At 67.2% G+C, this 20,670-nt stretch carries 23 protein-coding genes and 1 tRNA gene; 12 read left to right on the forward strand and 12 right to left on the reverse strand.

Annotated features, from left to right (window positions below; all coding sequences use genetic code 11):
- Positions 1-3: 3 nt before the first annotated feature.
- From BM287_RS13075 to BM287_RS13100, 6 genes are all read right to left on the reverse strand, one after another.
- The gene (locus BM287_RS13075; RefSeq protein WP_170857545.1) at positions 4-2,319 is read right to left on the reverse strand and encodes an outer membrane protein assembly factor BamB family protein; all 2,316 of its coding nucleotides are present in this window, start codon (positions 2,317-2,319) and stop codon (positions 4-6) included.
- Between the two features lie 236 nt (positions 2,320-2,555).
- Positions 2,556-3,068: a hypothetical protein gene (locus BM287_RS13080; RefSeq protein ID WP_139230680.1), complete on the reverse strand. Its 513-nt coding sequence runs from the start codon at positions 3,066-3,068 to the stop codon at positions 2,556-2,558.
- A gap of 32 nt (positions 3,069-3,100) precedes the next feature.
- Complete coding sequence (locus tag BM287_RS13085) at positions 3,101-3,946, reverse strand: DUF4190 domain-containing protein (protein ID WP_170857546.1); 846 nt, start codon at positions 3,944-3,946, stop codon at positions 3,101-3,103.
- Positions 3,947-4,069: 123 nt separating this feature from the next.
- Positions 4,070-4,585 carry a hypothetical protein gene (locus BM287_RS13090; protein WP_090040336.1) on the reverse strand — a complete coding sequence of 172 codons (516 nt, stop codon included), beginning with the start codon at positions 4,583-4,585 and terminating at the stop codon, positions 4,070-4,072.
- A gap of 2 nt (positions 4,586-4,587) precedes the next feature.
- Positions 4,588-4,803: a hypothetical protein gene (locus BM287_RS13095; protein ID WP_090040333.1), complete on the reverse strand. Its 216-nt coding sequence runs from the start codon at positions 4,801-4,803 to the stop codon at positions 4,588-4,590.
- A gap of 14 nt (positions 4,804-4,817) precedes the next feature.
- On the reverse strand, positions 4,818-5,201 hold the full coding sequence (locus tag BM287_RS13100) for a hypothetical protein (protein ID WP_090040331.1): 384 nt from the start codon (positions 5,199-5,201) through the stop codon (positions 4,818-4,820).
- 202 nt (positions 5,202-5,403) lie between these two features.
- On the opposite strand from BM287_RS13100, the gene BM287_RS13105 reads away from it, so the two are divergent.
- From BM287_RS13105 to BM287_RS13120, 5 genes are all read left to right on the forward strand, one after another.
- On the forward strand, positions 5,404-6,222 hold the full coding sequence (locus BM287_RS13105; RefSeq protein WP_170857547.1) for a DUF2690 domain-containing protein: 819 nt from the start codon (positions 5,404-5,406) through the stop codon (positions 6,220-6,222).
- Between the two features lie 455 nt (positions 6,223-6,677).
- Positions 6,678-6,830, forward strand: a complete 153-nt coding sequence (locus BM287_RS17870; protein WP_170857548.1) for a hypothetical protein — start codon at positions 6,678-6,680, stop codon at positions 6,828-6,830.
- A 275-nt stretch (positions 6,831-7,105) separates the two neighbouring features.
- Positions 7,106-7,849, forward strand: coding sequence for a hypothetical protein (locus BM287_RS13110; RefSeq protein WP_090040327.1), 744 nt, complete (start codon positions 7,106-7,108; stop codon positions 7,847-7,849).
- Between the two features lie 195 nt (positions 7,850-8,044).
- Positions 8,045-8,515 carry a DUF4190 domain-containing protein gene (locus BM287_RS13115; RefSeq protein ID WP_090040324.1) on the forward strand — a complete coding sequence of 157 codons (471 nt, stop codon included), beginning with the start codon at positions 8,045-8,047 and terminating at the stop codon, positions 8,513-8,515.
- 15 nt (positions 8,516-8,530) lie between these two features.
- A complete protein-coding gene (locus tag BM287_RS13120) occupies positions 8,531-9,073 on the forward strand; it encodes a DUF4190 domain-containing protein (protein ID WP_090040318.1) in 543 nt (180 codons plus the stop codon).
- 708 nt (positions 9,074-9,781) lie between these two features.
- Here BM287_RS13120 and BM287_RS13125 read toward each other — a convergent pair.
- Positions 9,782-9,853 (reverse strand) — tRNA-Arg (locus BM287_RS13125).
- A gap of 131 nt (positions 9,854-9,984) precedes the next feature.
- Between BM287_RS13125 and BM287_RS13130 the strand changes: the two genes are divergently transcribed.
- Genes BM287_RS13130 through BM287_RS13145 form a run of 4 tightly spaced genes read left to right on the forward strand, consistent with a single transcriptional unit; the run spans position 9,985 to position 12,372 of the window.
- The gene (locus BM287_RS13130) at positions 9,985-10,314 is read left to right on the forward strand and encodes a PadR family transcriptional regulator (RefSeq protein ID WP_090040316.1); all 330 of its coding nucleotides are present in this window, start codon (positions 9,985-9,987) and stop codon (positions 10,312-10,314) included.
- Positions 10,315-10,316: 2 nt separating this feature from the next.
- The gene (locus BM287_RS13135; protein ID WP_090040313.1) at positions 10,317-10,685 is read left to right on the forward strand and encodes a DUF1048 domain-containing protein; all 369 of its coding nucleotides are present in this window, start codon (positions 10,317-10,319) and stop codon (positions 10,683-10,685) included.
- Positions 10,686-10,693: 8 nt separating this feature from the next.
- A complete protein-coding gene (locus tag BM287_RS13140; protein WP_244528271.1) occupies positions 10,694-11,605 on the forward strand; it encodes an ABC transporter ATP-binding protein in 912 nt (303 codons plus the stop codon).
- Positions 11,602-12,372 (forward strand): ABC transporter permease, encoded by a 771-nt coding sequence (locus BM287_RS13145; protein ID WP_090040311.1) that lies wholly within the window; start codon positions 11,602-11,604, stop codon positions 12,370-12,372. The genes BM287_RS13140 and BM287_RS13145 overlap by 4 nt, the downstream gene beginning before the upstream one ends.
- A gap of 314 nt (positions 12,373-12,686) precedes the next feature.
- Here BM287_RS13145 and BM287_RS13150 read toward each other — a convergent pair whose 3' ends face one another.
- The 3 genes from BM287_RS13150 to BM287_RS13160 all read right to left on the reverse strand — a co-directional run bounded on the left by BM287_RS13150 (position 12,687) and on the right by BM287_RS13160 (position 15,487).
- Positions 12,687-13,202: an HNH endonuclease gene (locus BM287_RS13150; protein WP_090040309.1), complete on the reverse strand. Its 516-nt coding sequence runs from the start codon at positions 13,200-13,202 to the stop codon at positions 12,687-12,689.
- A 450-nt stretch (positions 13,203-13,652) separates the two neighbouring features.
- Positions 13,653-14,573, reverse strand: coding sequence for a C40 family peptidase (locus BM287_RS13155; protein WP_090040306.1), 921 nt, complete (start codon positions 14,571-14,573; stop codon positions 13,653-13,655).
- Positions 14,574-14,794: 221 nt separating this feature from the next.
- On the reverse strand, positions 14,795-15,487 hold the full coding sequence (locus tag BM287_RS13160; protein WP_090040303.1) for an iron-dependent transcriptional repressor DtxR: 693 nt from the start codon (positions 15,485-15,487) through the stop codon (positions 14,795-14,797).
- Between the two features lie 144 nt (positions 15,488-15,631).
- Here BM287_RS13160 and serC point away from each other — a divergent pair, with 144 nt between their 5' ends.
- Entirely contained in the window at positions 15,632-16,747 is a 1,116-nt protein-coding gene (gene serC / locus BM287_RS13165; RefSeq protein WP_090040300.1) for a phosphoserine transaminase, read from the forward strand.
- Positions 16,748-16,840: 93 nt separating this feature from the next.
- Here serC and BM287_RS13170 read toward each other — a convergent pair whose 3' ends face one another.
- Together BM287_RS13170 and BM287_RS13175 are read right to left on the reverse strand one after the other, a co-directional pair.
- A complete protein-coding gene (locus tag BM287_RS13170; RefSeq protein ID WP_090040297.1) occupies positions 16,841-17,677 on the reverse strand; it encodes a DUF3027 domain-containing protein in 837 nt (278 codons plus the stop codon).
- On the reverse strand, positions 17,670-18,050 hold the full coding sequence (locus BM287_RS13175) for a cold-shock protein (protein ID WP_090040500.1): 381 nt from the start codon (positions 18,048-18,050) through the stop codon (positions 17,670-17,672). The genes BM287_RS13170 and BM287_RS13175 overlap by 8 nt, the downstream gene beginning before the upstream one ends.
- A 56-nt stretch (positions 18,051-18,106) precedes the next feature.
- Here BM287_RS13175 and BM287_RS13180 point away from each other — a divergent pair, with 56 nt between their 5' ends.
- Both BM287_RS13180 and BM287_RS13185 read left to right on the forward strand, forming a co-directional pair.
- Positions 18,107-18,418 carry a hypothetical protein gene (locus BM287_RS13180; RefSeq protein ID WP_090040294.1) on the forward strand — a complete coding sequence of 104 codons (312 nt, stop codon included), beginning with the start codon at positions 18,107-18,109 and terminating at the stop codon, positions 18,416-18,418.
- A 23-nt stretch (positions 18,419-18,441) separates the two neighbouring features.
- Positions 18,442-20,352: a helicase-associated domain-containing protein gene (locus BM287_RS13185; protein WP_090040291.1), complete on the forward strand. Its 1,911-nt coding sequence runs from the start codon at positions 18,442-18,444 to the stop codon at positions 20,350-20,352.
- Positions 20,353-20,670: the final 318 nt, after the last annotated feature.

Genomic DNA, 20,670 nt, shown 5'->3' on the forward strand with positions numbered 1-20,670 from the left:
TGCTCACAGCGAGTTCGGGTCGATCGTCGTCGCTTCTGCGTACTTGCCGACGATGTTGGTGTTCCAGTCGTCAGCGAAGGTTTGCTTCAAGGCGTCGGTGGTGTTGGCGACGTCGATGGCAGCTTTCGCGGTGTTCAGGCCGCTTGTGCAGTCGCCGGACGACATCTGTTGCGCAGCCGACTGGTACTGGGTGTCAGCTCGGAGGGACACGCTGAGCGCTTGTTTGAGTTCCGCGATCAGCTGCGAGCCGCCGGGTACCTCGTCAACCGGGGCGGACGTGAGAGCGTCCACGAGCTGTTGCCGGTTCGTGACAACGGAGTGGGCGGAGGCGACGTCAGCGGTTGCGACGGAGCATCTCAGGAGGTTAGCTACGAGACCACCGACCGTTGCTCGCCCTTGTTGGGACTTCTGCAGGATCTGCATGAGGTAGCGAACCTGGTCGTCCGCGGTCGCTTTCGGTGCGGCGACACCGTAAGCGCCGGTTCCCTCACCGGCTCCGCCGTTACCGGTGGAGGGGAAGTAGTTCGCGTCCGCAGAGAACTGGGTGGGCGTTGCACCGCGGGGTGTGATTGTCACGACCGCGGGTACCCCGCTGGCGCACACCGATGTGCCCTGCTGGTCGGTTCCGCAGTAGACGCCGTTCTGGAAGGTCATGTCAGAACCGGTTGATCCGCCGCTGTCGCTCCGATAGGTGAAGGACGTGACGTGGAGAGCGTCGGTTCCGCAGATGAGCAGCCAGCCGCCGTGCCACGTCGAAAGCGAAAGCGGGATCGCGCCGGCCGGGCAGGAGACGGGGAGGGTCTGCGGGGCGGAACCGAATCCGGTGCTTATCCCGTGGGACGGGACGCCGACGCTCCACGCAGCGGCGGCCGGTTGAACCCAGGATTTCGAACCGACGGTAAATTGGAAGACGATGCCGCCGAGCGCGCGCACGCTCGCACCGTCACCGCAGCGGAGGACGTAGCCGCCGGCGGTGAAGTCAAGCGCAGTGCAGTTCACGGTCTTCCGGTTGATGGTGACGTCAGCCTGGTAGCGCCCGCTCCCAGCGCAGAGGAGAACGTGACCGCCGGGGTACGTGGACCAGGAGATCGGGGTCATCCCTGTCGGGCACGATGGGAGGCCGCCGGGCAGCGATGCCGGCGTTGTCGTGGTCGTCCCGACGAGCGGGCCGAATCCGGAGTCGTCTTGGACGAAGCGGAGCCCCGTTCCGACGGTCCCGGTGATCCCGACCCCGTTAAGAGTCCACAAGGCGGTTCCGGTCGCAGCACTGAACGCGTGTAGGTATTTGCCGCCGTACTTGTCGTAATCGGCGATGACGACGGTGTTGTCGTCGAGGAAGTACGGTGTCGGTTTGGTCATGTCCGCGCCGCCGTCACCACGTTCGGGCGCGTCGTAACTGTTCGACCAGAGGAGGGTGCCTTTTTTCGGGTCGACCGCGTTCACGTGCCCGGCGGTGTCCGTCAGCACGAGAAGGCCCTTATCGGCAGCCGCGTACACATCGAGCCATTGCGGATCCCCCACCATGGTGACCGGCATCCGCCACAGCGGTGTGTTCCCGTCAGCGGCATACGCGTTAACGGGCAGTGTGTTGTCGGAGTTGTTGGGAGCGACAGTGAAGTACAGCGGAGCTGGTGGGGCCTGCGCGCTCCCTGAGAAATCCACGGGCTGAAGGGCTTTGTCGGCTGGGCGCACGTAGCCGTGGGGCGCCGTCCCGGTCGGTGTTTCCGCGTCAGGGTTCGCGACGACTCGCCCGTCGGCGAGGACGTCTTCAGCACCCGCCATGCCCGCGTGAATGATGCCACCGGTGTCGAAGTTGAGGACCATGTCGGCATACCCGTCGTTGAGGACGAGGACCCCGGATTCTACGCGGGCGATGTCGGGCCAGGTGCCGGAGTCGTTGCTCTGGCGAGGGTCTGGAACCACCGTGCGCCAGGTCTCCCCGGCCAGGTCAGCCGGCAGCCGGTGAACGATTGCTTTGTACGGGTGAATTGAGTCACCGCCGGCGACTGTCGCGTCTACGAGGATGACGGCGCCGCCGAGGACTGCGATCCGCTCGACACCGTCTTGGGTGTTCGCGGAGGGCAGTTGAAACGTGCTCAGCACCTGACCGTCGCTCAGCCGGACTCGGAGCACGGTTATGGGGGATGTGGTTTCCGCCCCGGGCACGTAACAGTAAGCGGATCCGTTCAGCGCTGTCGGTGCGCAGCCAACTAGGGGTTCGTGGCGTTGCCATAGGTGGGCTCCTGTGGTCGGGTCGACTCCGGTCAGGTCGCCGCCGGCCACGATCATCATGTTCTTCGAGTCGGTTACCGCGGTCACGGAGCTGCCATCCGTGCTTTTGACATGCCACGCGACCTTCGCTCCGGCCGTAAACGAGCTGTAGGCCGGAGGGTTGCCGGTAACGTTCAGCGCCGCAACAGGCTGGGCCAGTCCGTTTCCGATCCAACTGGTGCTCTGCGCACGGAGGACGAATACGGCTCCGACGACAACCGCTGCTATGACGAGGACTGCAGAGATGACGAGCAGAAGGATGCGAGAGCGGAAGAGGCCTGTCATCACTGGGTCCCACGTACGTTCACGGACACATGGTCGAGGATCGACTCGATCTCCTTTTCAGATTGGGCGGCGCCAGTGCTCAGGGGCAAGTGAGATTCGATTCCTACATGGACGTCGCCGACGACGGCGTCCTCGCTCATCCACCAGTTGTTGCGGGCTTCGTGGATGAGCCGAATCGCCGCTGCGTTCCCGAGGTGGACAGTCTGGACTGTGGTGGCTGGGTCATGGAGAACGTCTGCCCAGGCGAACGCTTCGACGGAGTCGAGGTTCCATTGCGCACCGGGTTGGTCGGATTCGAATTTGGCCCTGCCGTCGCAGTAAGCGTTGATGGACGCGTGCAATGTTGGGTTCATTAGGGAGTTGTCCATGAGCTTCCACCCGTGCGGGGCGGTCATCCTGAGATGGCCGGTGCAGCCGGTGGACCCGACCGCGAGGCTCACTTGCTGGGTGGTCGGTGCGCTGGGTTTGCTGCTGCACCCGAACAGGGCGAGAACGAGGGCGACAACGGTCACCGCGGCGATCGTCTTCCACGATTGAGTAGGCATCATCCGCCCACCATCGGCTGGCTATGGGAGAACCCGACGGTGACCGCGACGATGATGAGTACGACGCTGATGCCGGTGCTGACCCATCCGATAATCACCGCCGAGAGGGCGAGCCCTCGACCTTGTTCTCCGGTCCGGTTGATCTGGCTGAGCGCAACATAGCCGAGGATCAATCCGATGAGGGAGCTGACGAACACGACGATGAGCGACGCGATCGCGAGGCTGTTCGTGCGCATCGTCAACAGTTGGGGGTTACCGGCCGGGTCGTTCAGCGCGGATCTGGCGCCCTGCCGGCGTCGGACTGCCCCGTCGATGAGGGCGGCGACCCACGCGGTCACTGCCCACGAGATCAGTGTCAGGACGGCGCTGATCCCGTAGACGATGGGGACGGCGACGCCGAAGTTGTATCCGGTACCGGAGTAGATCGCTGGCGCCAACCCGTAGGACACGAGCGCGAAGACTCCGCCGTAGAGGGCGAGGCGCAGTGGTATCGCTGCCAGGTACGCGAGCCCGTGGCGGGCGCGGAGGCTCAACCAGGCGCAGGTCAGCAGACACAGGCTGAGGACGGGTGGCACCCACCAGAAGTCGCCGGGGCCGGCGAGTCGCAGTGACCTCGGCGCGAACTCGTGCATGTTCGCGAGGACGTTCTCGACCACGAACACGCCAGCGAGAAGTGCAAGCGCGAAGGTGCGCGCCTTCCGTGTCGCCGGCACGACAACTGCGCTGGCGGCGGCGAGGACGAAGAACGGCACGGTCAGCAGCAGCGCCTGGAGATAGTCCGTGGTGTTGAACTGGAGCGCGGAACTCACTGTGTCTGCGGCAACGGCAAGGAGAGCGAGCGTCACCGCCGATAGGTATCGGAAGCGCGCGTCTTTGACGCCACGGTTCGGTGCCATGGTCTGTTCGGTTTCGGCCTGGCTGGTCACGGGCGCCTTTCGGTTATGACGGTGACGTCCTGTCGAATGCTCTTAGGCGCGGGCCGACGTGGATGTGGCGAACGCGACGCCGGCGTCGAGCGCGAGAATGCTTTCTCGGATCCGCCGCTCGATGAACTGCATCTCTTTGATGTTGGAGACGATCCCGTCCGATTCGGTCCAGTTCGTGATCGTGTAGACGCCGCGGGTGCGGTCGCCGTTCGGTTCAAGGTGCAGCACCGACCGGAAGCTGGTGCCGACTTTGCTGCCCATGACGAAGGAGACGGTGTCGTCGGTTGCGGTCTCGATGTATAGCTGTCCGATAACGGCGGATTGGACCCCGTCGGGGAGGTCAACGCCGGTACGGACTGCTCGGGTGACGTCGGCGGCGGCCGCTGCCGTGTCGATGTTCACTGCTGTGGAGACGAGGGTCTGCCCTTCCTGGTGGGAGCCGCGGAAGAGGACTTTCTGGTTGGCTTGCTTCCACGCGGCGTTTGTCCCTTTGCGGATCAGCCACATGATTCCGAAGATGACCGCGAACGCGACGAGGAAGATGACGAATCCGAGCATGGTTAGCCTTTCAGAGTGTCGGTGTAGAGCTTCCGGCCGTAGGCGATGACGCCCGCTCCGGCAGCGAAGATGACGAAGTAGAAGATGAACAGAGCCACCGATGTCGTCCCGATCGCCATGAGGAGAGCACCGACTCCGGCGATGACCGCGCCGACGATTTGGATGATCTCTGCGCGTCGGGCGGCTTGACGGCGGGCGGAACGGTTGTCGTCTTTCATGCTTATGACCGCCCTCACTGCCTGGTGAGTGCGGTCACGACGGTGCCGCCGGAGTACACGGTCATGGTGTCGCCGTCGAGTTTGACCTGGAGAGTTTCCTGGTTCGGCGGCTGCTGGACGACGAGGTCGTAGAGTCCGTTGGTCTGGCCTTGTGAGAGATGGCAGGACTCAGGGCCTCCGATATCGAGAACCCGACCGTGGTCGTAGTACATGCCGGTGCAGGACCCGTCATCGTTGATGGTCTTCGTCGGTGAACCGTCGGAGGCGGCCCACACGCCGGTGATGGTTGGCTGTGCCGTGCATCCGGTGACCGCCGACGTGAGCAGTGCTGTGGTGACGAAGGCGATGACACTCCGGCCGGTTCGGGTCCGGCCGGGCATGTCGGTGTGCAGTTTCATTGGCTCCTCGTTCGGGTCGGAGGGTTGACCAATTCATAGAGGAACCGGGCGTCCGGAAACGTCCGGACGGAATTTCTACACGCATTTGTGTCCCGCGAATACGGCGTACCAAACGGCCGGTTCTTCCGGAATGCTAGACATTGTTGAAAACGGCTCGTCTACGGGTCGGCCCGCTACGTTCGTTCCAACCCGAGGAGCCAACATGTCCGATGACGTCCCCGCACCTGATTCGGTGGAGCAGTTCGCCGCTGACTTGCGGTTGCTTCGTGTGCGGGCGGGCAGCCCGACGCTGGCGAGCCTGCAGCACGCGACCGGGATCTCCCGGACTGTCCTGTCCGACGCCTTCGCGGGGAAGCAGTTGCCGTCCGCCCGAACCGTGGACGGGATCGTCACAGCGTGCAAGACTGACCCGGTCGAGTGGCTCCGACGCCGTGACCAGCTGGCTAAGCGAGCGGCGGTACCGGAGGGCGAGGAACCGCCGGCGGTGGTCCGGAAGAGCCGTCACGTGCATTGGGTGGTCGCCGCAGTCATCGGCTTGGCCGGATTCGCTTTGGGGGCTGGGACGAGCAACGTCGTCACAACGGATGTGATGCAGGCGCAGGTGACGACGTTGAAGAAAGAACTCGCGGCCGCCGGCCCTGTGAACCCGCACGCGCAGATCCAGGTCCGAACCGGTGTGGACCCGGCGATGACCCCGTGCGTGAATGACGCGAAAGTCTCCGCGTCCGAAGACCGCCCGCACAACACACGCATCCAGATCATCTGGTCGAACAAGTGCTACGCCGGTTGGGCCCGTATCGCCCGGTATGACGGGCTCGAGAACGGCAACGAGGTCACGGTGTCCATCTACCCCGAGACCGCCCCGAAGGGTCCGGACCGGCAGGATGCCACCGAGCCGGGCGTGCAAGGCGCGTACACCACGTTGATCGTCCGTCCGTCACCACAGACGAGGTTGTGTGCCGTCGGCAGCATCACCGTCGGCAGCCAGACCATCAGCCTCGGCGACCCCATCTGCACCTGACCGAACGCGCGCTGGATGGCCGCAGCGGGACGCTGACGCTGCGCATAGGTGGAGCAGACCACTCCCACTCCCCTATCAAGGAAGCGAAGCGACCCAATGACTACTGCCCAGTTCGAGGCTGGCGACCTCGTCCGTGTGAAGTCCACCGGCGCGATCGCGACGGTGACGGCGGGTTCTCCGTCATCGAGACCCAGGCGAGTGGTGACGTCGTCGAGGTTGTCGCCGAGACTGGCGACGGGCCCACCGTCGAGCTCACCATGACCGTCGGCAGCATCCGTCAGGTCCGCCTCTGAAGGCGGATGGGAACACCCCAGTCCTCGACGACGAGGCGATGCGGGCGCTCGGGTTCACCGACCACCGCCCGAGTCACTGGTACCTCGTCCGCCGCGTCGGCGACGCGGACACCCTCAACATCACCGTCAGCAAAGCTGACCGGCGACTACGACGAGCTCATCATGGACGAGTACTTCGACCAGCCGGTGCCGCACGGACGCATGGTCGAACCGCACCGCACCCGCACCCGCGACGCCATCGACGCGATCCTCGCTGGCCTGAACGACGACGGCCTCCATGTCGTCGTACACCATGCGCAGTACGGGTGGGTGTAGACCGTAGAGTCGCCCCGGCTTCGTAGTCTGTTCACCTGGTCATGTCTGCTGCTCGAGCCGGGCGTCGGCGTCGGCGAAGGCCTCTCAGTGGGCGCGGTTTCGTCTGCCCGGTTTCGACCGAGCTTTACGGATCGGTCGTTTCCGGTGCGCCGCTCGTGTCAGATTTCGTTGACAGCCGCGCATATCACTTTCGAAACTAGTGAGGATAGCTCAGCCGGAAGTCGATACCGTCAGGAGGAACTATGCCCCACCGTCCTCGCCCGCGTCGGAAACGCGTGCTCAGCGCATTCGTCGCGGTCGTCATCGCAACACTCGGCACCACTCTGGTCACCGTCAGCGCCGCTGACGCCACACCCACCGGAACCGTCATGGCGACTACCCAACGCATGACCGACGCGACCCTGAACACCACCCAGGCTGGCTGGTACGGCAAAGGTTCAGTCCTCGCCCTCGCCTGCTACAAGTACGGGCAGTCGGTCAAGGGCTACTACAGCCCGTGGCTCCCGAACGGAGGCTACGACAGCCTCTGGTACAAAGCCAGCGACGGCTACTGGGTCGCCGATGTCGACATCAACACCGGAAGCGACAACCCGATCACCGGGCCCTGCGCGACGCCTGCGCCGCCACCGACAGCTAGCAGGGAGCAGCGAGCCGTCAACTGGGCCCTCAGCATGCTCCACTCGAACGCATACCCCAGCCAATGCGAAGTATTCGTCGAGGCCGCTTACGGCACCCGCTACAAGTACCTCAACCCATGGGCTGCCTTCTACGCCCTCCGCGCGGCCGGAATGATGCACTACAACTCCACCGGAATCCCTGCCGGAGCACTCGTGTTCTCATCGGACTACGCCTACGACCACGGGAACGGTCACGTCGAGTTGTCGCTCGGAAACGGCCAATATGTCTCCGGAGGCGTCCTCGGAGCCGGCGGCACCGTGCAAATCGTTGGGCTGAAGGCGAGAGCAGCGAGCACCTACCTCGGCTGGTCCTACGCGCCCAGCTCCTGGCCGGGACGGTAGCCCCAATACACCGGAGGGCTAGCGGTCCGGCCGCCGCAGCCCTCCGGTGCCCGCCAGAGAAAGACCCTGACCCCGTGGCAGCACGCCACCCATCAACGGCCTCGGCTATGTGCCCCACCGCGGTCGTCCCCGTCATCGTTATCGCCGGCATCGTCGGCGCGGCGTCCCTGAACCCTTCATGAAAGCGAGCACCCTGTGACGACACTCAATCCCACAGCCCCGGCCACGAAGACGCAGCTCCGGGTGCCGATTGCGGAGTTGAACCCGGCCGTCTACGCCAGCTCCAGTCTCGGCTTCATGGTCATCTCTGCCGGAATCGGCATCGCCGTCGGCAACCTCATGGTCGTCTACGCCGGTGTCGGACTCTCCCTCGCCGCGATCTTCATCGGCCTGGCGGCTCAACCGCTGCGCGAGCGGACAAAACCTGTCGGCACAGCGACCTCGGAGTCGACGAGCGTCCTCGCGGTCATCGCCTTGGTCGCCGGGTGCCTCGGCTTCGCTGTCGTCGCTATCGCGCTCGGTCACGTCGCCCGGAACCAGATCCTCCGCGACGGCGGCCGCGGCGACAGAATCGCTCTCGCCGCGCTCCTCATCGGGTACGCGGAGATCTTCCTCACCGTCCTCGCGGTTGTGTGGGTCGTCACCGGCGTACAGGCGCTGCGGTAAAACGGGACACTGACCATGGGCCCTGATTTCACCCTCTACCCCGCTGTCGGGTCGATCATCCTCGTACTCTCCGGCAGCCTCGGTATCGCCGGTCTTGTGCTCTCCATCCGCCGGCGCCGCAGGGGCGGGATCATCTGGGCTGCGGTGGCTCTCGCGCTCACCGCGGCGGCCCTGTTCATCATGAGACCGCCAGAAGGAAACGGTTCACTGACCATCTCCGGCGTCGGCATCTTCCTCATCGCCTGCCTCGCCCCGGCTATCGTCGCGTTCGTCCTTGGGCTCAGCCGGTCACGTGTAACCGAGGGGACGGACGCCGGCGCGCTACCGAACCAGAACGGGCTGGCGCTCGCGTCTGTCATCGTCGTCTGGTTCAGCTCCGTTGTCGGCCTCATCCTCGGCCATGTCGCGCTCTCCCAAATCCGGCGTACCGGAGAGTCCGGCCGGGGCATGGCGCTGACCGCCGTCATCGTCGGGTGGACGGCGACGGGGCTTGCGGTTCTCGCTGCGGTGATCGTGGCGGTCGCGTATGCCGGAGCGATCGGGTCCAGGACCACGTAGTCGAACTCGGCTGAGGAGCCCGTGCCCTCGCGCGATACCGAGGGCTGTCACCCGGTCGTGCGCGCCGAGCTTCGCGTACACGTGCTCGAGGTGAGTGTGGACTCGATGGGGGCGGTTGCACTTTCAGCCTTCGGGTACCTCGCTTACCGGGATCTCACAGCACGGGCTGCGGAGAAGTACCTCACGGCCGGGATAGCCGCACTCTTCGCAGCCGGAGGCTTGATCGCCCTAGGCAACGTCGGCTGGTTACTGCTGGCGCAGGCTGGAAAACTTGCTGCCGACTGTAGGTGGCGACCACTCCGGCTGTTGCGCACAATCATGCCGAGATGCCGATGGAGGCGTGTCGCAATCTTCTCAGCATCCATGTCTGCTCGCCCTTCCCTTTGCACGCGCCTTGGACTCCGCACCGCTGTTCGGGCTCGTCATCGCAGGCCGCATCATTGGCCCACTCCTTTTTGGATTCGCATTCCGACTCCGGCCAGGCGCGACTGGGCTGTTCTGATACAGGAACGCTCGAGACCGTCTCCCTGATTTCCCCGCGGTGATCGGAGGGCTCCCAACCCAGGGACCGCCGTCACAGCGCAGCCTTAGAGTTTTTTAGAGTTTTTCGACGACCCTGTGGGCAAATTGTGGGCAAATCGTGAAAAGCGAGTGTTATCAAGTGCGCAAATTTGCACCCTGACCAGCACTTTTGCAACACCCAGAAAGTGCCCCTGGAGGGACTCGAACCCCCAACCGTTTCCTTAGGACGGAACTGCTCTTCCATTGAGCTACAGAGGCTGGCCCACCGAGTCTACAGAACCCCTCCCCTCCACCCCGCAAAAAACTCCACTATTCAGTCTTGCTATCTACCGGTACTCATGCTTACTATGTACCGGTAATCAGCAACACTGACTAGCTGGGAGGGTCCCATGGGCAAGCAGGAGACCGAGATGCTCAAGGGGACGCTGGAGGGCATCGTCCTCGCCATCCTGGCGCGCCGGCCGGCCTACGGGTACGAGATCACGGCGTGGCTGCGCGACCAGGGGTTCGCCGACATCGCTGAGGGCACGATCTACGCCCTCCTGGTGCGCGTCGAGCAGCGAGGGCTCGTGGATGTCGAGAAGGTGCCATCCGAGAAGGGACCTCCGCGCAAGGTGTACTCCCTCAACGCCCGGGGTCGTGACTACCTCGAAGAGTTCTGGAGGACGTGGGGCTTCCTCACAGAACGTATTGCACAGCTCCGCGAAGGGGACGACTGACCATGGCAGCGAAGTGGATCGAGGCGCTCACGGGCTCCCTCGAGCAGAAGAAGCAGTACCGGCAGTACAAGGCCCGCCTGGAGGCTCTGCCTGAGCCGTACCGCGGCGCCGCGAAGGCGTTCGAGCGCTACTTCATGTACTACGGCGGCCTGACCGACGGGGACACGCTCATCCTGATGCTCGGCGACTTCGCCGATCTGTGGGAGCGCGCGGCCGTCGACGGGACGCCGATCAGCGCGATCGTCGGGGACGACCCGGTGGGCTTCGCCGAGACGTTCACCCAGTCCTACGGCGGCACGCAGTGGATCGACAAGGAGCGGGCACGCCTCACCAAGGCGGTCCAGGAGGCGGAGAAGGAGGAGAACCAATGAGCGCGACGATGACGGAAACCGCGACGAGCACCGCGGCGATCAGCGTCCGCGGCATCCAGAAGTCGTTCACGGATGTCGAGGTGCTCCGCGGAGTGGACTTCGACGTGGAGGCGGGCAGCATCTTCGCCCTGCTCGGGTCGAACGGGGCCGGCAAGACGACCCTGGTCCGCATCCTGACCACGCTGCTGCGAGCGGATGCGGGCACGGCCACCGTGCACGGCCTCGACGTGGCCGAGAAGCCGGGCGATGTGCGCGCGGCGATCAGCCTGACCGGGCAGTTCGCCGCAGTGGATGAGGTGCTCACGGGACGCGAGAACCTCATCCTGGTCGCCAAGCTCCGGCACCTGAAGAACCCGGGCGCGATCGCGGACGACCTGCTCGCGCGCTTCTCGCTGACGGACGCCGGCAAGCGCAAGGCGTCCACCTACTCCGGCGGGATGCGGCGCCGGCTCGACATCGCGATGAGCCTGATCGGCGACCCGCCGGTCATCTTCCTCGACGAGCCGACCACGGGCCTCGACCCGCAGGCGCGGATCGAGGTGTGGGACACGGTCAAGCGCCTCGCCGGGCAGGGCACCACGGTGCTGCTCACTACGCAGTACCTGGATGAGGCGGAGCAGCTCGCCGACCGGATCGCCATCCTCCACAAGGGGACGATCATCCAGAACGGCACGCTCGACGAGCTCAAGAGCCTGCTGCCGGCCGCGAAGGTCGAGTACGTCGAGAAGCAGCCGACGCTCGAGGAGGTGTTCCTCGCGCTGGTCGGCGGGGCCGGCGAGGTCGGGGAGGCCGGTGACGCCGGCGGGGCTGGCGAAACCGCCGAGGTCGGCGATGCCGCCGCAACCGCCGCAACCGCCGAAGAGGCAACGAACGAGTACCGCGCCGAGCGCGCCGTCCCCTCCGGAAAGGAAGCACGATGACTACCAACGTTCTCGCTGACACCGGTGTGCTCACCGGTCGTTCGCTCCGCCACATCCTGCGCAGCCCGGACACGATCATCACCACCGCGGTCACCCCGGTCGCCCTGATGCTGCTGTTCGTGTACGTGCTCGGGGGCGCCATCCACACCGGATCCAGCAGCTCGTACGTCAACTACCTGCTGCCCGGGATCCTGCTGATCACGATCGCGTCGGGCGTCGCGTACACCTCGTACCGGCTGTTCCTCGACCTGCAGGGCGGGATCTTCGAACGGTTCCAGTCCATGCCGATCGCGCGCTCGAGCGTGCTCTGGGGACACGTGCTCACCTCGGTGATCGCGAACGTGGTCTCGGTCGTGATCGTCGTCGGTGTCGCGCTCATCATGGGCTTCCGCACGGGAGCGTCGGTCGGAGCATGGCTCGCGGTGGCGGGCATCCTGGTCCTGTTCACGCTCGCCCTCACCTGGCTGGCCGTGATCGCCGGACTCTCGGCGAAGACAGTGGATGGGGCGAGCGCGTTCAGCTACCCCCTCATCTTCCTGCCCTTCATCAGTTCGGCGTTCGTACCGACGCAGTCGATGCCGGGACCGGTGGCCTGGTTCGCCGAGAACCAGCCGGTCACCTCCATCGTCAACACCATCCGGGCACTGTTCGAGCAGCAGCCGGTGGGTGGGGACATCTGGATCGCGCTCGCCTGGCTCGTCGGCATCCTCGTCGTCGCCTACGGCTTCGCCATCGCGAGCTACCGACGCAAGGTCACCGCAGGCTGACCGGGTGTCACCGCTGCCGGGCACCCGGCCGCCGAACGGGAGGCTCCCTCGGGACCTCCCGCTTCGGTCGTTCCCCGCGCTGAGGCCCCCGTCCCGGCGGACATTCCTCACGAATGTTCACTTAGGCGGCGCCAGAGTGCACATTCGTGACGAATGTTATCTACGGCGGGCCAACGTCCCGGCGGACATTCCTCACGAATGTTCACTTAGACGGCGCCAGAGTGCACATTCGTGACGAATGTCGGCTGCCCGGGCGCGCGTCGGAGGCAGCGAGAGCGGGCGAGCGCGCGAGCGCGGCGCGACCGCGCGGCGCCTCAGCCGGCGAGTTGCAGCTCGTGGCGGCGCCAGGGCTCGGTGAACTCCTCCCAGTTGGGGTCGTTCCAGCGCATGCTGATCAGGGACGCCATGTTGAGGTGCGGCTCCTTCAGCTCGAAGGGCAGCTTCCAGCCGAGGTCGGCGAGGAGGCGGTCCGACTTGACGTTGTTGCAGCGGAAGCAGGCGATGACGACGTTGTCCCAGGTGTGCGTGCCACCGCGGGCGCGCGGGATGACGTGGTCGAGCGTGTCGCCGTACTTGCCGCAGTAGGCGCACACGTGGCCGTACCGTTCCAGTGCGGATTTGCGGGTGAGCGGGATGCGGCGGTGCGGCACCTTGATGAACTGGTTCAGGAGGACGACGCTCGGCGCATCCAGGACCAGGGAGCGGCTGTGCAGCTTCGCCCCGCTCCCGGCGATGGTCGAGGCCTTCCCGCTCAGCACGAGAAGGACCGCACGTCGCGTGGCGATCACGCCGAGCGGCTCGTAGCTGGCGTTGAGAACCAGAGTCTTCATCTGCGGCCTTCCTGGGTAGCGAAAGGGATGTCCGGGCGAACGCCGCGAGCAGCGCGCGGGTAAACGCCGCGCATACAAACAAAATGGGCACTGTCCGTGCGGACAGCGCCCAAGGTGGAGGCGGCATGGTGGTGGCACACCACATGGTGGCGGTGGCAGGCCTCGACGTGGTGGCGGCAGGCGAGGAAGTCGCCCCAGCGGGAGAGCGGAACGCTCGATCCTGCCAGAAGGCCGCGCTCGTCCCACCCGGTCGCACTGAGCGGCCCGGCGGAACGTGTTCCGGCCATCGGATCCTCCGATTCTGCGACTGCATGACGCAGTGTCAGAACGACAGGCTAACCCAGAATCGGCGCGCCACCTATTCGTGGCGCGCCGATCCGGTGCTGTGGTGCGGAGTGTTTACCGATCCGAAACCGAGTGGATGCTCGCGAGCGAGACGGATCGGGGGTGTCAGATCCCGAGACGGACGATGTAGAAGTCGCTCGTCCAGATCGGGCGGATGGAGATGGAGCGGCCGGAGTCGGGCGCATCCATGATGTTGCCGTTGCCGGCGTAGAAGCCGTCGTGGCCGGACATGATGACGACGTCGCCGGGTTGGGCGTCGGCGATCGAGATGCGCTTGCCCATCGCCGCCTGGCCGGACACGGAGTGCGGCAGGTTGATGCCGAACTGGGCGTACACGTACATGACGTAGCCGGAGCAGTCCATGCCGGCCGGGCTCGCGCCGCCGTAGACGTACGGGGTGCCGATGTACTGCTGGGCCACCGAGAAGACCTGCGCGAGGCTGAAGCTCGGGTAGGGCGGGTTGGCCAGGAAGTCGGAGACAGAGGGGCCGGTGGAGGCCTTGGCGTAGTTGGTCAGTTCGATGGCGGCCTGCGCACGGGCCGCTTCTGCGGCGGCAGCGGCCGCGGCGGCGGCCTTCTGCGCGTTCAGCTGCTGCTCGCTCGTCGCGGATGCGGTGTCGCGGCTGACGGCCTCGGTGGCGACTCCCCCGACCTCGACGGTCTGCGACTGGGCCTTCTTCATGGAGTCGACGGCGCTCGGGCCGAAGGCCGCACTATCGGTGCCGTTCGGGTTGAAGGCGAAGGCGGGGATGGCCATGGTGGCGATGATTCCGGCGGCGACCGTGATGGCGCCGGCGTTCAGAATCCAGCCGCCGCGGCGCTTCTTCTTCGCCTGCGTGGCGATGGGGCCGGTGGATGTCGTGCGAGCCGGCGACCCTGCCGGCCGGGACGACGTGGTCGCCTCGCGTGCCGCACGGGAGTTGCGGCGGGAGATGGGGACGATTCCGGTGGTGCTGCGTGAGTCTGTGGTGCTCTGGTCCGGGTTTGTCCGGTCCTGGGTGGGACCGGACGTGCTCGAGTCTGCCAAAGTGTGACCTCCAACGCTCCAGCAGCACTAGGGAGCTGCCCCCGTCCGTAGCGAGTGGGCTTCGGTGTCACGGATCGGGAGACGGGTTCAGGGGGGTGGAGCGTCCCGATCCGGGGTCCTGTGGGCCGGCTTCTGACCCGTTCGGACTCGTAAGAGACTACGGGACGATATGTCGTTTGTCACATCTTTTGGCGGGTTTTTTAACGAATCGGTAACGGGACTCAGGCGTCGACGAAGATATGCGCGGCGAGCTCGTTGGGCAGTTCGAGGCCTGCGTCGAACCCGTCGATCTGCACCGCGACGTACGATCCGGCCGGAGAGAAAGTGCCGGTCGAGCCGGGAAAAACGCCCGCCTGCTTGAGCTGGAGGAGCAGCTCGGGGTCGACCTGGGCCGGCTCCCCGAGGCGCCGGATCTTGGCCGTCACGCCCGAATCGTTGCCGCGCACGACATCGACCAGGTTGACGAGGCTCTCAGTGGATATGGAGGAGTCGGGCGCGCCCAGCTCGCTCAAACCGGGGATCGGATTGCCGTACGGCGACTCGGTCGGGTGCCCGAGCATGGTCAGCAGCTTGCGCTCGACCTGCTCGCTCATCACGTGCTCCCAGCGGCACGCCTCTTCGTGCACGTACTCCCACTCGAGCTCGATCACGTCGCTCAGCAGGCGCTCCGCGAGGCGGTGCTTGCGCATCACGTGCACGGCCTTGCGGCGGCCCTCGTCGGTCAGTTCGAGATGCCGGTCGCCGGAGACCACGACGAGGCCGTCGCGCTCCATCCGGCCGACGGTCTGAGAGACGGTCGGACCGGAGTGGCCGAGACGCTCCGAGATGCGCGCGCGCAGGGGGACGATGTTGTCCTCCTCCAGCTCCAGAATGGTGCGGAGGTACATCTCTGTCGTATCGATGAGATCGGTCATGTACCCCTCCGTGATGCGGCGCGCGAATGCCGGATGTCAGCCTACTTCCTGCGGCCGACAGGCGGGTGCGGGCCTGGCCGCATCCCCTGGCCGTCGCGCCGTCATGCGCCGCTGGGATGGTGCAACAGCCAATACACTTCAGTTATGCCGGAGACCACTATTCCCTCTGACCTGCTGCCCGCCGACGGCCGATTCGGATGCGGACCCTCCAAGGTCCGCACCGAGCAGGTCGCCTCCCTCGCCGGGCCCGGCGCGGAACTGCTCGGCACCTCCCATCGGCAGGCGCCGGTCAAGAACCTGGTGGGACGCGTTCGCGAGGGGCTGGGTGAGCTGTTCCGCATCCCCGACGGCTACGAGGTCGTCATCGGCAACGGCGGCTCGACGGCCTTCTGGGATGCCGCAGCGTTCGGTCTGATCGAGAAGCGCAGCGAGAACCTCGTCTTCGGCGAGTTCGGCGGCAAGTTCGCCAAGGCGGCGGCGACGCCGTGGCTCGAAGCGCCCCACGTGCTCGAAGCGCCGGGCGGATCGCGCAGCGAGGTGGAGGTCGTCGCCGGCCTCGACCTGTACGCATGGCCGCACAACGAGACCTCGACCGGCGTCATGGCTCCTGTCCGCCGCGTCCAGGGCGACGAGGGCGCACTGACCGTCATCGACGCCACGAGCGCCGCCGGAGGCGTCGACCTCGACGTGAGCGAAGCGGATGTGTACTACTTCGCCCCGCAGAAGAACTTCGCCTCGGACGGCGGGCTCTGGCTCGCCCTGTTCTCCCCCGCCGCCCTCGAGCGGGTCGAGCGCATCGCGGCGAGCGGACGCTACATCCCGGAGTTCCTGAGCCTGAAGAACGCCGTCGACAACTCCCGCCTCAACCAGACGCTGAACACCCCGGCGATCGCGACTCTGGTGCTCCTGGAGAACCAGCTCGAGTGGATGAACGGCAACGGCGGCCTCTCCTGGGCGGATGCGCGCACGCGCGAGTCGTCCGGCGCGCTGTACTCCTGGGCGGACAGCGTGGACTACGCGACGCCGTTCGTCGCGGACCCGTCGCACCGTTCGCAGGTCGTCGTCACGATCGACTTCGACGAGCGGATCGACGCCGCAGCGATCGCCAAGACGTTGCGCGCGAACGGCATCGTCGACACGGAGCCGTACCGGAAGCTCGGCCGCAACCAGCTGCGCGTCGCCACGTTCACGGCCATCGAGCCGGCGGATGTGCGCGCGCTGATCGGCTGCATCGAGTACGTGGTCGAACGGCTGGGCTGAGCGAGCGCGATGCGGCTCTGGCTCCGCGACGCCGAACGTCGGCCCGACCCGGTCCCCGTGAAGACGGATGACCGGCGGGCCGTCGTCGTCGGGCTAGCGCTCTGGCTGTTCGCCCTCGTCGTCGTCGTGATCGTCGGCATCCCGCTCGGCGTCAGCGACCGGGGCACCTGGGTCGGAACCATCGTCGTCGGACTCGTCCTCGGAGTCCTCGGGCTCGGCTACCTGACGGTGACGCGGCGCCGCTGACCTGCGGCGGGAGCCGGGCGCGTTCTCGTCGGCAGCGTCCTCGTCGGGTGCGTCCTCGTCGGGTGCATCCTCGTCGGCGGCGTCCTCGTCGGGGGCGTCCTCGTCGGCCGGAGCGGCGAGCGCCGCAGCCTCCTCCGCCTCGAGGTCGAGGCCGGCGTCGATGTCCGTCGCCTCGTCGAAGCCGACGTCCACGCTGTCGATGTCGACCCCATCCAGATCACCGTCGTCGTGCAGGTCGTGCACGTCGCGGTCGTCCTCGGAGTCGTCGAACCCGTCGTCCTCGTCCTCGTCTTCGTCGTCGTCGTCGTCATCGCCTTCGGCGCCCGGAACCGCGTGCGCCTCCTGGGCGGCCTGGTAGTCGGCCAGGCGATCCGACCACGGCACCCAGTCGGGAGCGAGCAGCGCCCCGTCGCCGGGCATCAGCTCGGCCTCCAGCACCGTCGGCTCGGCGTCGTCTCCGGCGCGGCCGACCGTCACGGTCCAGTGCCAGCCCGGATAGCCGGGGACGCGGCACTCGAAGAACAGGGAGACGGCGCCGGACTCCTCGACCTCGTAGCCGAGGGGCTCGCCGATGGTCGACTCCGGAGTGATCTCCGCGAGAGCACCGCGGGCGAGCGGAACCGCGGCGATCAGCTCCGGGTCGGCCTGCACGGCCGGGGTCGCGTCGTCCCCGAGCTCAGGCATCCAGATCGTCCGCGACCTTGCGCAGCACGGCGGCGATCTTCGCGCCGTGCGCCTTGTCCGGGTACTTGCCGCGGCGCAGATTGGAGCCGATGCCGTCGAGCAGCTTCACCAGGTCTTCGACGATGATCGCCATGTCGTCCGCGGACTTGCGCTTCATCTTCGCCAGGCTCGGCGGAGCCTCCAGGACGCGCACGGACAGCGCCTGCGCGCCGCGCTTTCCGTCGGCGATGCCGAACTCGAGGCGCGACCCCGCCTTCACGACCGCACCAGCGGGGAGGGCCGAGGCGTGCAGGAAGACTTCCTGGCCGTCATCAGAGCTGATGAAGCCGAAGCCTTTCTCCTCGTCGTAGAACTTGACCTTGCCGGTTGGCATGGGAACCTCACTTCGCATGGGGGATCGGATGACCGTCCTCAATTATCCTTGATTTCGTGACCCAGCAGACCCCTCCGCCGGCATCCCGGCTCCAGCGCATCCTCGCGTACATCATCGCCGCGCTCGTTATCCTCTCCCTGGTCTGCATCGCGGCCATCCTCATCGGCACCGCGGCGGGGCAGTTCGCCGCCCAGGGATCGGGGCAGGGCATCTGGCCTGCCGTGTTCCTGCTGCCGTACGGAGCGCTGCCGATCGCCTTCGTGCTGATCATCGTCCTGCTCATCGTGAGCGCGCGACGCAACCGGGCCGCGAACGCGGCGGGCGGAAACGGCACCGGACGGCCCGGCGACAACACGGGTCGGCGCTAGCGGCGTCGGCCGGCGGCCGCGCGATGACGACCACGCTCGCTCTCGCAGCGCGACTCCGGGGGATGGACGACGACGCGCTCGTCGCCGCCCTGCACCACCGCACCTATCGGCGACAGGGCGTCGCCGACTACTTCGACCTCGGCGAGGCCCTGCTGGATGCGGACTCGCTGCAGCGCGCGCTCGCACCCCTCGACCGCTTCCGGCTCGCCATCCTGGTCGTCCTGGCGCGCGCCGAGGCGCCGCTGACGGCGGCCGAGGTCTCGCGGCGGCTGGCCGGGCAGCCGGCCACCGCGGGGAGTTCGGGGGCGACCATCTCCGCGTCGTTGGATGAGCTGGCGGGGCTGCTGCTCGTCCATCCCGTGGAGGAGGCGGACGCCGCGAACGGGGATGGCGCCACCGCGCACGGCACGACCGCAACGCGCTTCGCCGGGTACGAGCCCGTGACCGCCCAGCTCGCCGCCTGGCCGGCGATGGGGCTGCCGTCTCCCGACGAGCTGCTCCGCACTCCCCCGCCGGCCGCGCTGGCGCCCGTCCCGGACACCGAGGGCCGCTTCACCGACCGTCTCGCCGCCGAGCGCGCGTTCGAGGCGGTCGCAGCCGTGTCCGAACTCGTCGCAGAGCTCGGCCGCGAAGGCGCACGGCGCCTGCAGAAGGGCGGCCTGGCCCTCCCGGCCGTGAAACGCCTCGCGCAGGCACTCGCCGTGGATGCCGACCTCGTCCCCGTCGCCCTCTCCGCCGCCGCGAGCGCCGGACTGGTGGCCGTCGACGACGGGATGTGGCTGCCCACCGAGAGCGCCGCATCCTGGTCGCACTCTCCGACCTCCGCCCGCTGGCGCGACCTCGCCGCCGCCTGGCTGGACGCCGTCCCCGACGACGTGCGCACGCTGCTCGCCCTGCGCAGCCGGGCCGCCTGGGGTGAGAGCCTCCGCGAGCACGTCGCCTGGCTGCATCCCGCCGCCATCGAGGAGGCGCAGGACCGAGTGGATGCGCACACGCGCCTCGCGGAGTGGCTCGGCGTGACGGCGCATCAGGCGCCGTCCTCTGCCGGAACCGCACTCGTGGAGGCCGGCCCCGACGCGGCGACGGCCACCATCACCGCACTGTTCCCGGCCGAGGTGGACCGGGTGTACCTGCAGCACGACTTGACGATCGTCTCGCCCGGGCCGCTCGCTCCCGAGATCGAGGGACGGCTGCGCGCGATCGCCGACCTGGAGTCGCGGGCGCTCGCATCCACGTTCCGGCTCTCGGCCGCGTCGGTGGATCGGGCGCTCACCGCGGGAGAGACGGCGGAGGGCATCCGGGAGTTCCTGTCCGAGATCTCGCTCACCGGCCTCCCGCAGCCGCTCGACTACCTCATCGCGGACGCCGCCGAGCGCCACGGCAGGGTGCGCGTCCGCGCGGTGGTCGGAGAGGGTGCGCACGCCGCGGTGCGGTCGGAGGATGCGACCCTGCTGCGGACCATCCAGGTCGACCAGGCGCTCGCCTCCCTGCGGTTCGCGCTGTCCGGCCACGGGGAGCTGATCAGCCGCTTCCCCCGCGACGTGGTGTTCTGGGCGATCAGTGACGCGCGGTATCCCGTCGTGGCGGAGGACGCGGAGGGGAACGAGGTGACCCTGCGACGGCAGCGGGTCGCGCATCCCGCCGCCGCGAAGGAGCCCGACCGCGACGCCGAGCTGGTGATGCGGCTGCGGGAGGCGGAGTCCGCGGCCGTGGACGGCACCGGCGAGCGCTGGCTGGCCCGGCAGCTGGACGCGGCCGTTCGCGCCCGGCAGACCGTCATCGTGGAGGTGGCGATGCCCGACGGCCAGGTGGTCGACTACCTCCTGGAGCCGACGGGTGTCGGCGGCGGACGGCTGCGCGGCCGCGACCGCGCGGCGGACATCGAGCGCACCCTCCCGCTGTCGAGCATCCGCGGAGTGCGCCCGGCGCCCTGAGCCGTCGCGCGTCCGGGGGGCCGCGCGGTTGCCGCGTCCCGGGCTGCGCCCTCCCGCCGAAGTGCTCGACGTTGCAGGCCCGCACGGCGCGTCGGGTGCAACTTCGAGCACCTCGGCGGAAGGGGCCCCGGCGGAGTCGCCATCCGCGGATCGGGGACAGGGAGGAACGGGAGGAGCGCGCGGGAGCGGGGCGGTGCCTCCGCGAAGTGCTCGACGTTGCAGGCACGCACGGCGTGTCGGGTGCAACTTCGAGCACTTCGGCGGAAAGGGCCTCGGCGGAATCGGCTTCCGCGGATCGGCTCCGCCGATCGGCGACAG

It is taken from the genome of Leifsonia sp. CL147, assembly GCF_900114565.1.
Lineage (GTDB): Bacteria > Actinomycetota > Actinomycetes > Actinomycetales > Microbacteriaceae > Leifsonia.

Bases quoted from the DNA above. Each gene is read 5' to 3' on its own strand.
- BM287_RS13090 (WP_090040336.1), bottom strand. From the start codon at position 4,585: ATGCTCGGATTCGTCATCTTCCTCGTCGCGTTCGCGGTCATCTTCGGA.
- BM287_RS13095 (WP_090040333.1), bottom strand. From the start codon at position 4,803: ATGAAAGACGACAACCGTTCCGCCCGCCGTCAAGCCGCCCGACGCGCA.
- BM287_RS13100 (WP_090040331.1), bottom strand. From the start codon at position 5,201: ATGAAACTGCACACCGACATGCCCGGCCGGACCCGAACCGGCCGGAGT.
- BM287_RS13105 (WP_170857547.1), top strand. From the start codon at position 5,404: ATGTCCGATGACGTCCCCGCACCTGATTCGGTGGAGCAGTTCGCCGCT.
- BM287_RS17870 (WP_170857548.1), top strand. From the start codon at position 6,678: ATGGACGAGTACTTCGACCAGCCGGTGCCGCACGGACGCATGGTCGAA.
- BM287_RS13120 (WP_090040318.1), top strand. From the start codon at position 8,531: ATGGGCCCTGATTTCACCCTCTACCCCGCTGTCGGGTCGATCATCCTC.
- BM287_RS13130 (WP_090040316.1), top strand. From the start codon at position 9,985: ATGGGCAAGCAGGAGACCGAGATGCTCAAGGGGACGCTGGAGGGCATC.
- BM287_RS13135 (WP_090040313.1), top strand. From the start codon at position 10,317: ATGGCAGCGAAGTGGATCGAGGCGCTCACGGGCTCCCTCGAGCAGAAG.
- BM287_RS13140 (WP_244528271.1), top strand. From the start codon at position 10,694: ATGACGGAAACCGCGACGAGCACCGCGGCGATCAGCGTCCGCGGCATC.
- BM287_RS13145 (WP_090040311.1), top strand. From the start codon at position 11,602: ATGACTACCAACGTTCTCGCTGACACCGGTGTGCTCACCGGTCGTTCG.
- BM287_RS13150 (WP_090040309.1), bottom strand. From the start codon at position 13,202: ATGAAGACTCTGGTTCTCAACGCCAGCTACGAGCCGCTCGGCGTGATC.
- BM287_RS13160 (WP_090040303.1), bottom strand. From the start codon at position 15,487: ATGACCGATCTCATCGATACGACAGAGATGTACCTCCGCACCATTCTG.
- serC (WP_090040300.1), top strand. From the start codon at position 15,632: ATGCCGGAGACCACTATTCCCTCTGACCTGCTGCCCGCCGACGGCCGA.
- BM287_RS13170 (WP_090040297.1), bottom strand. From the start codon at position 17,677: ATGCCTGAGCTCGGGGACGACGCGACCCCGGCCGTGCAGGCCGACCCG.
- BM287_RS13175 (WP_090040500.1), bottom strand. From the start codon at position 18,050: ATGCCAACCGGCAAGGTCAAGTTCTACGACGAGGAGAAAGGCTTCGGC.
- BM287_RS13185 (WP_090040291.1), top strand. From the start codon at position 18,442: ATGACGACCACGCTCGCTCTCGCAGCGCGACTCCGGGGGATGGACGAC.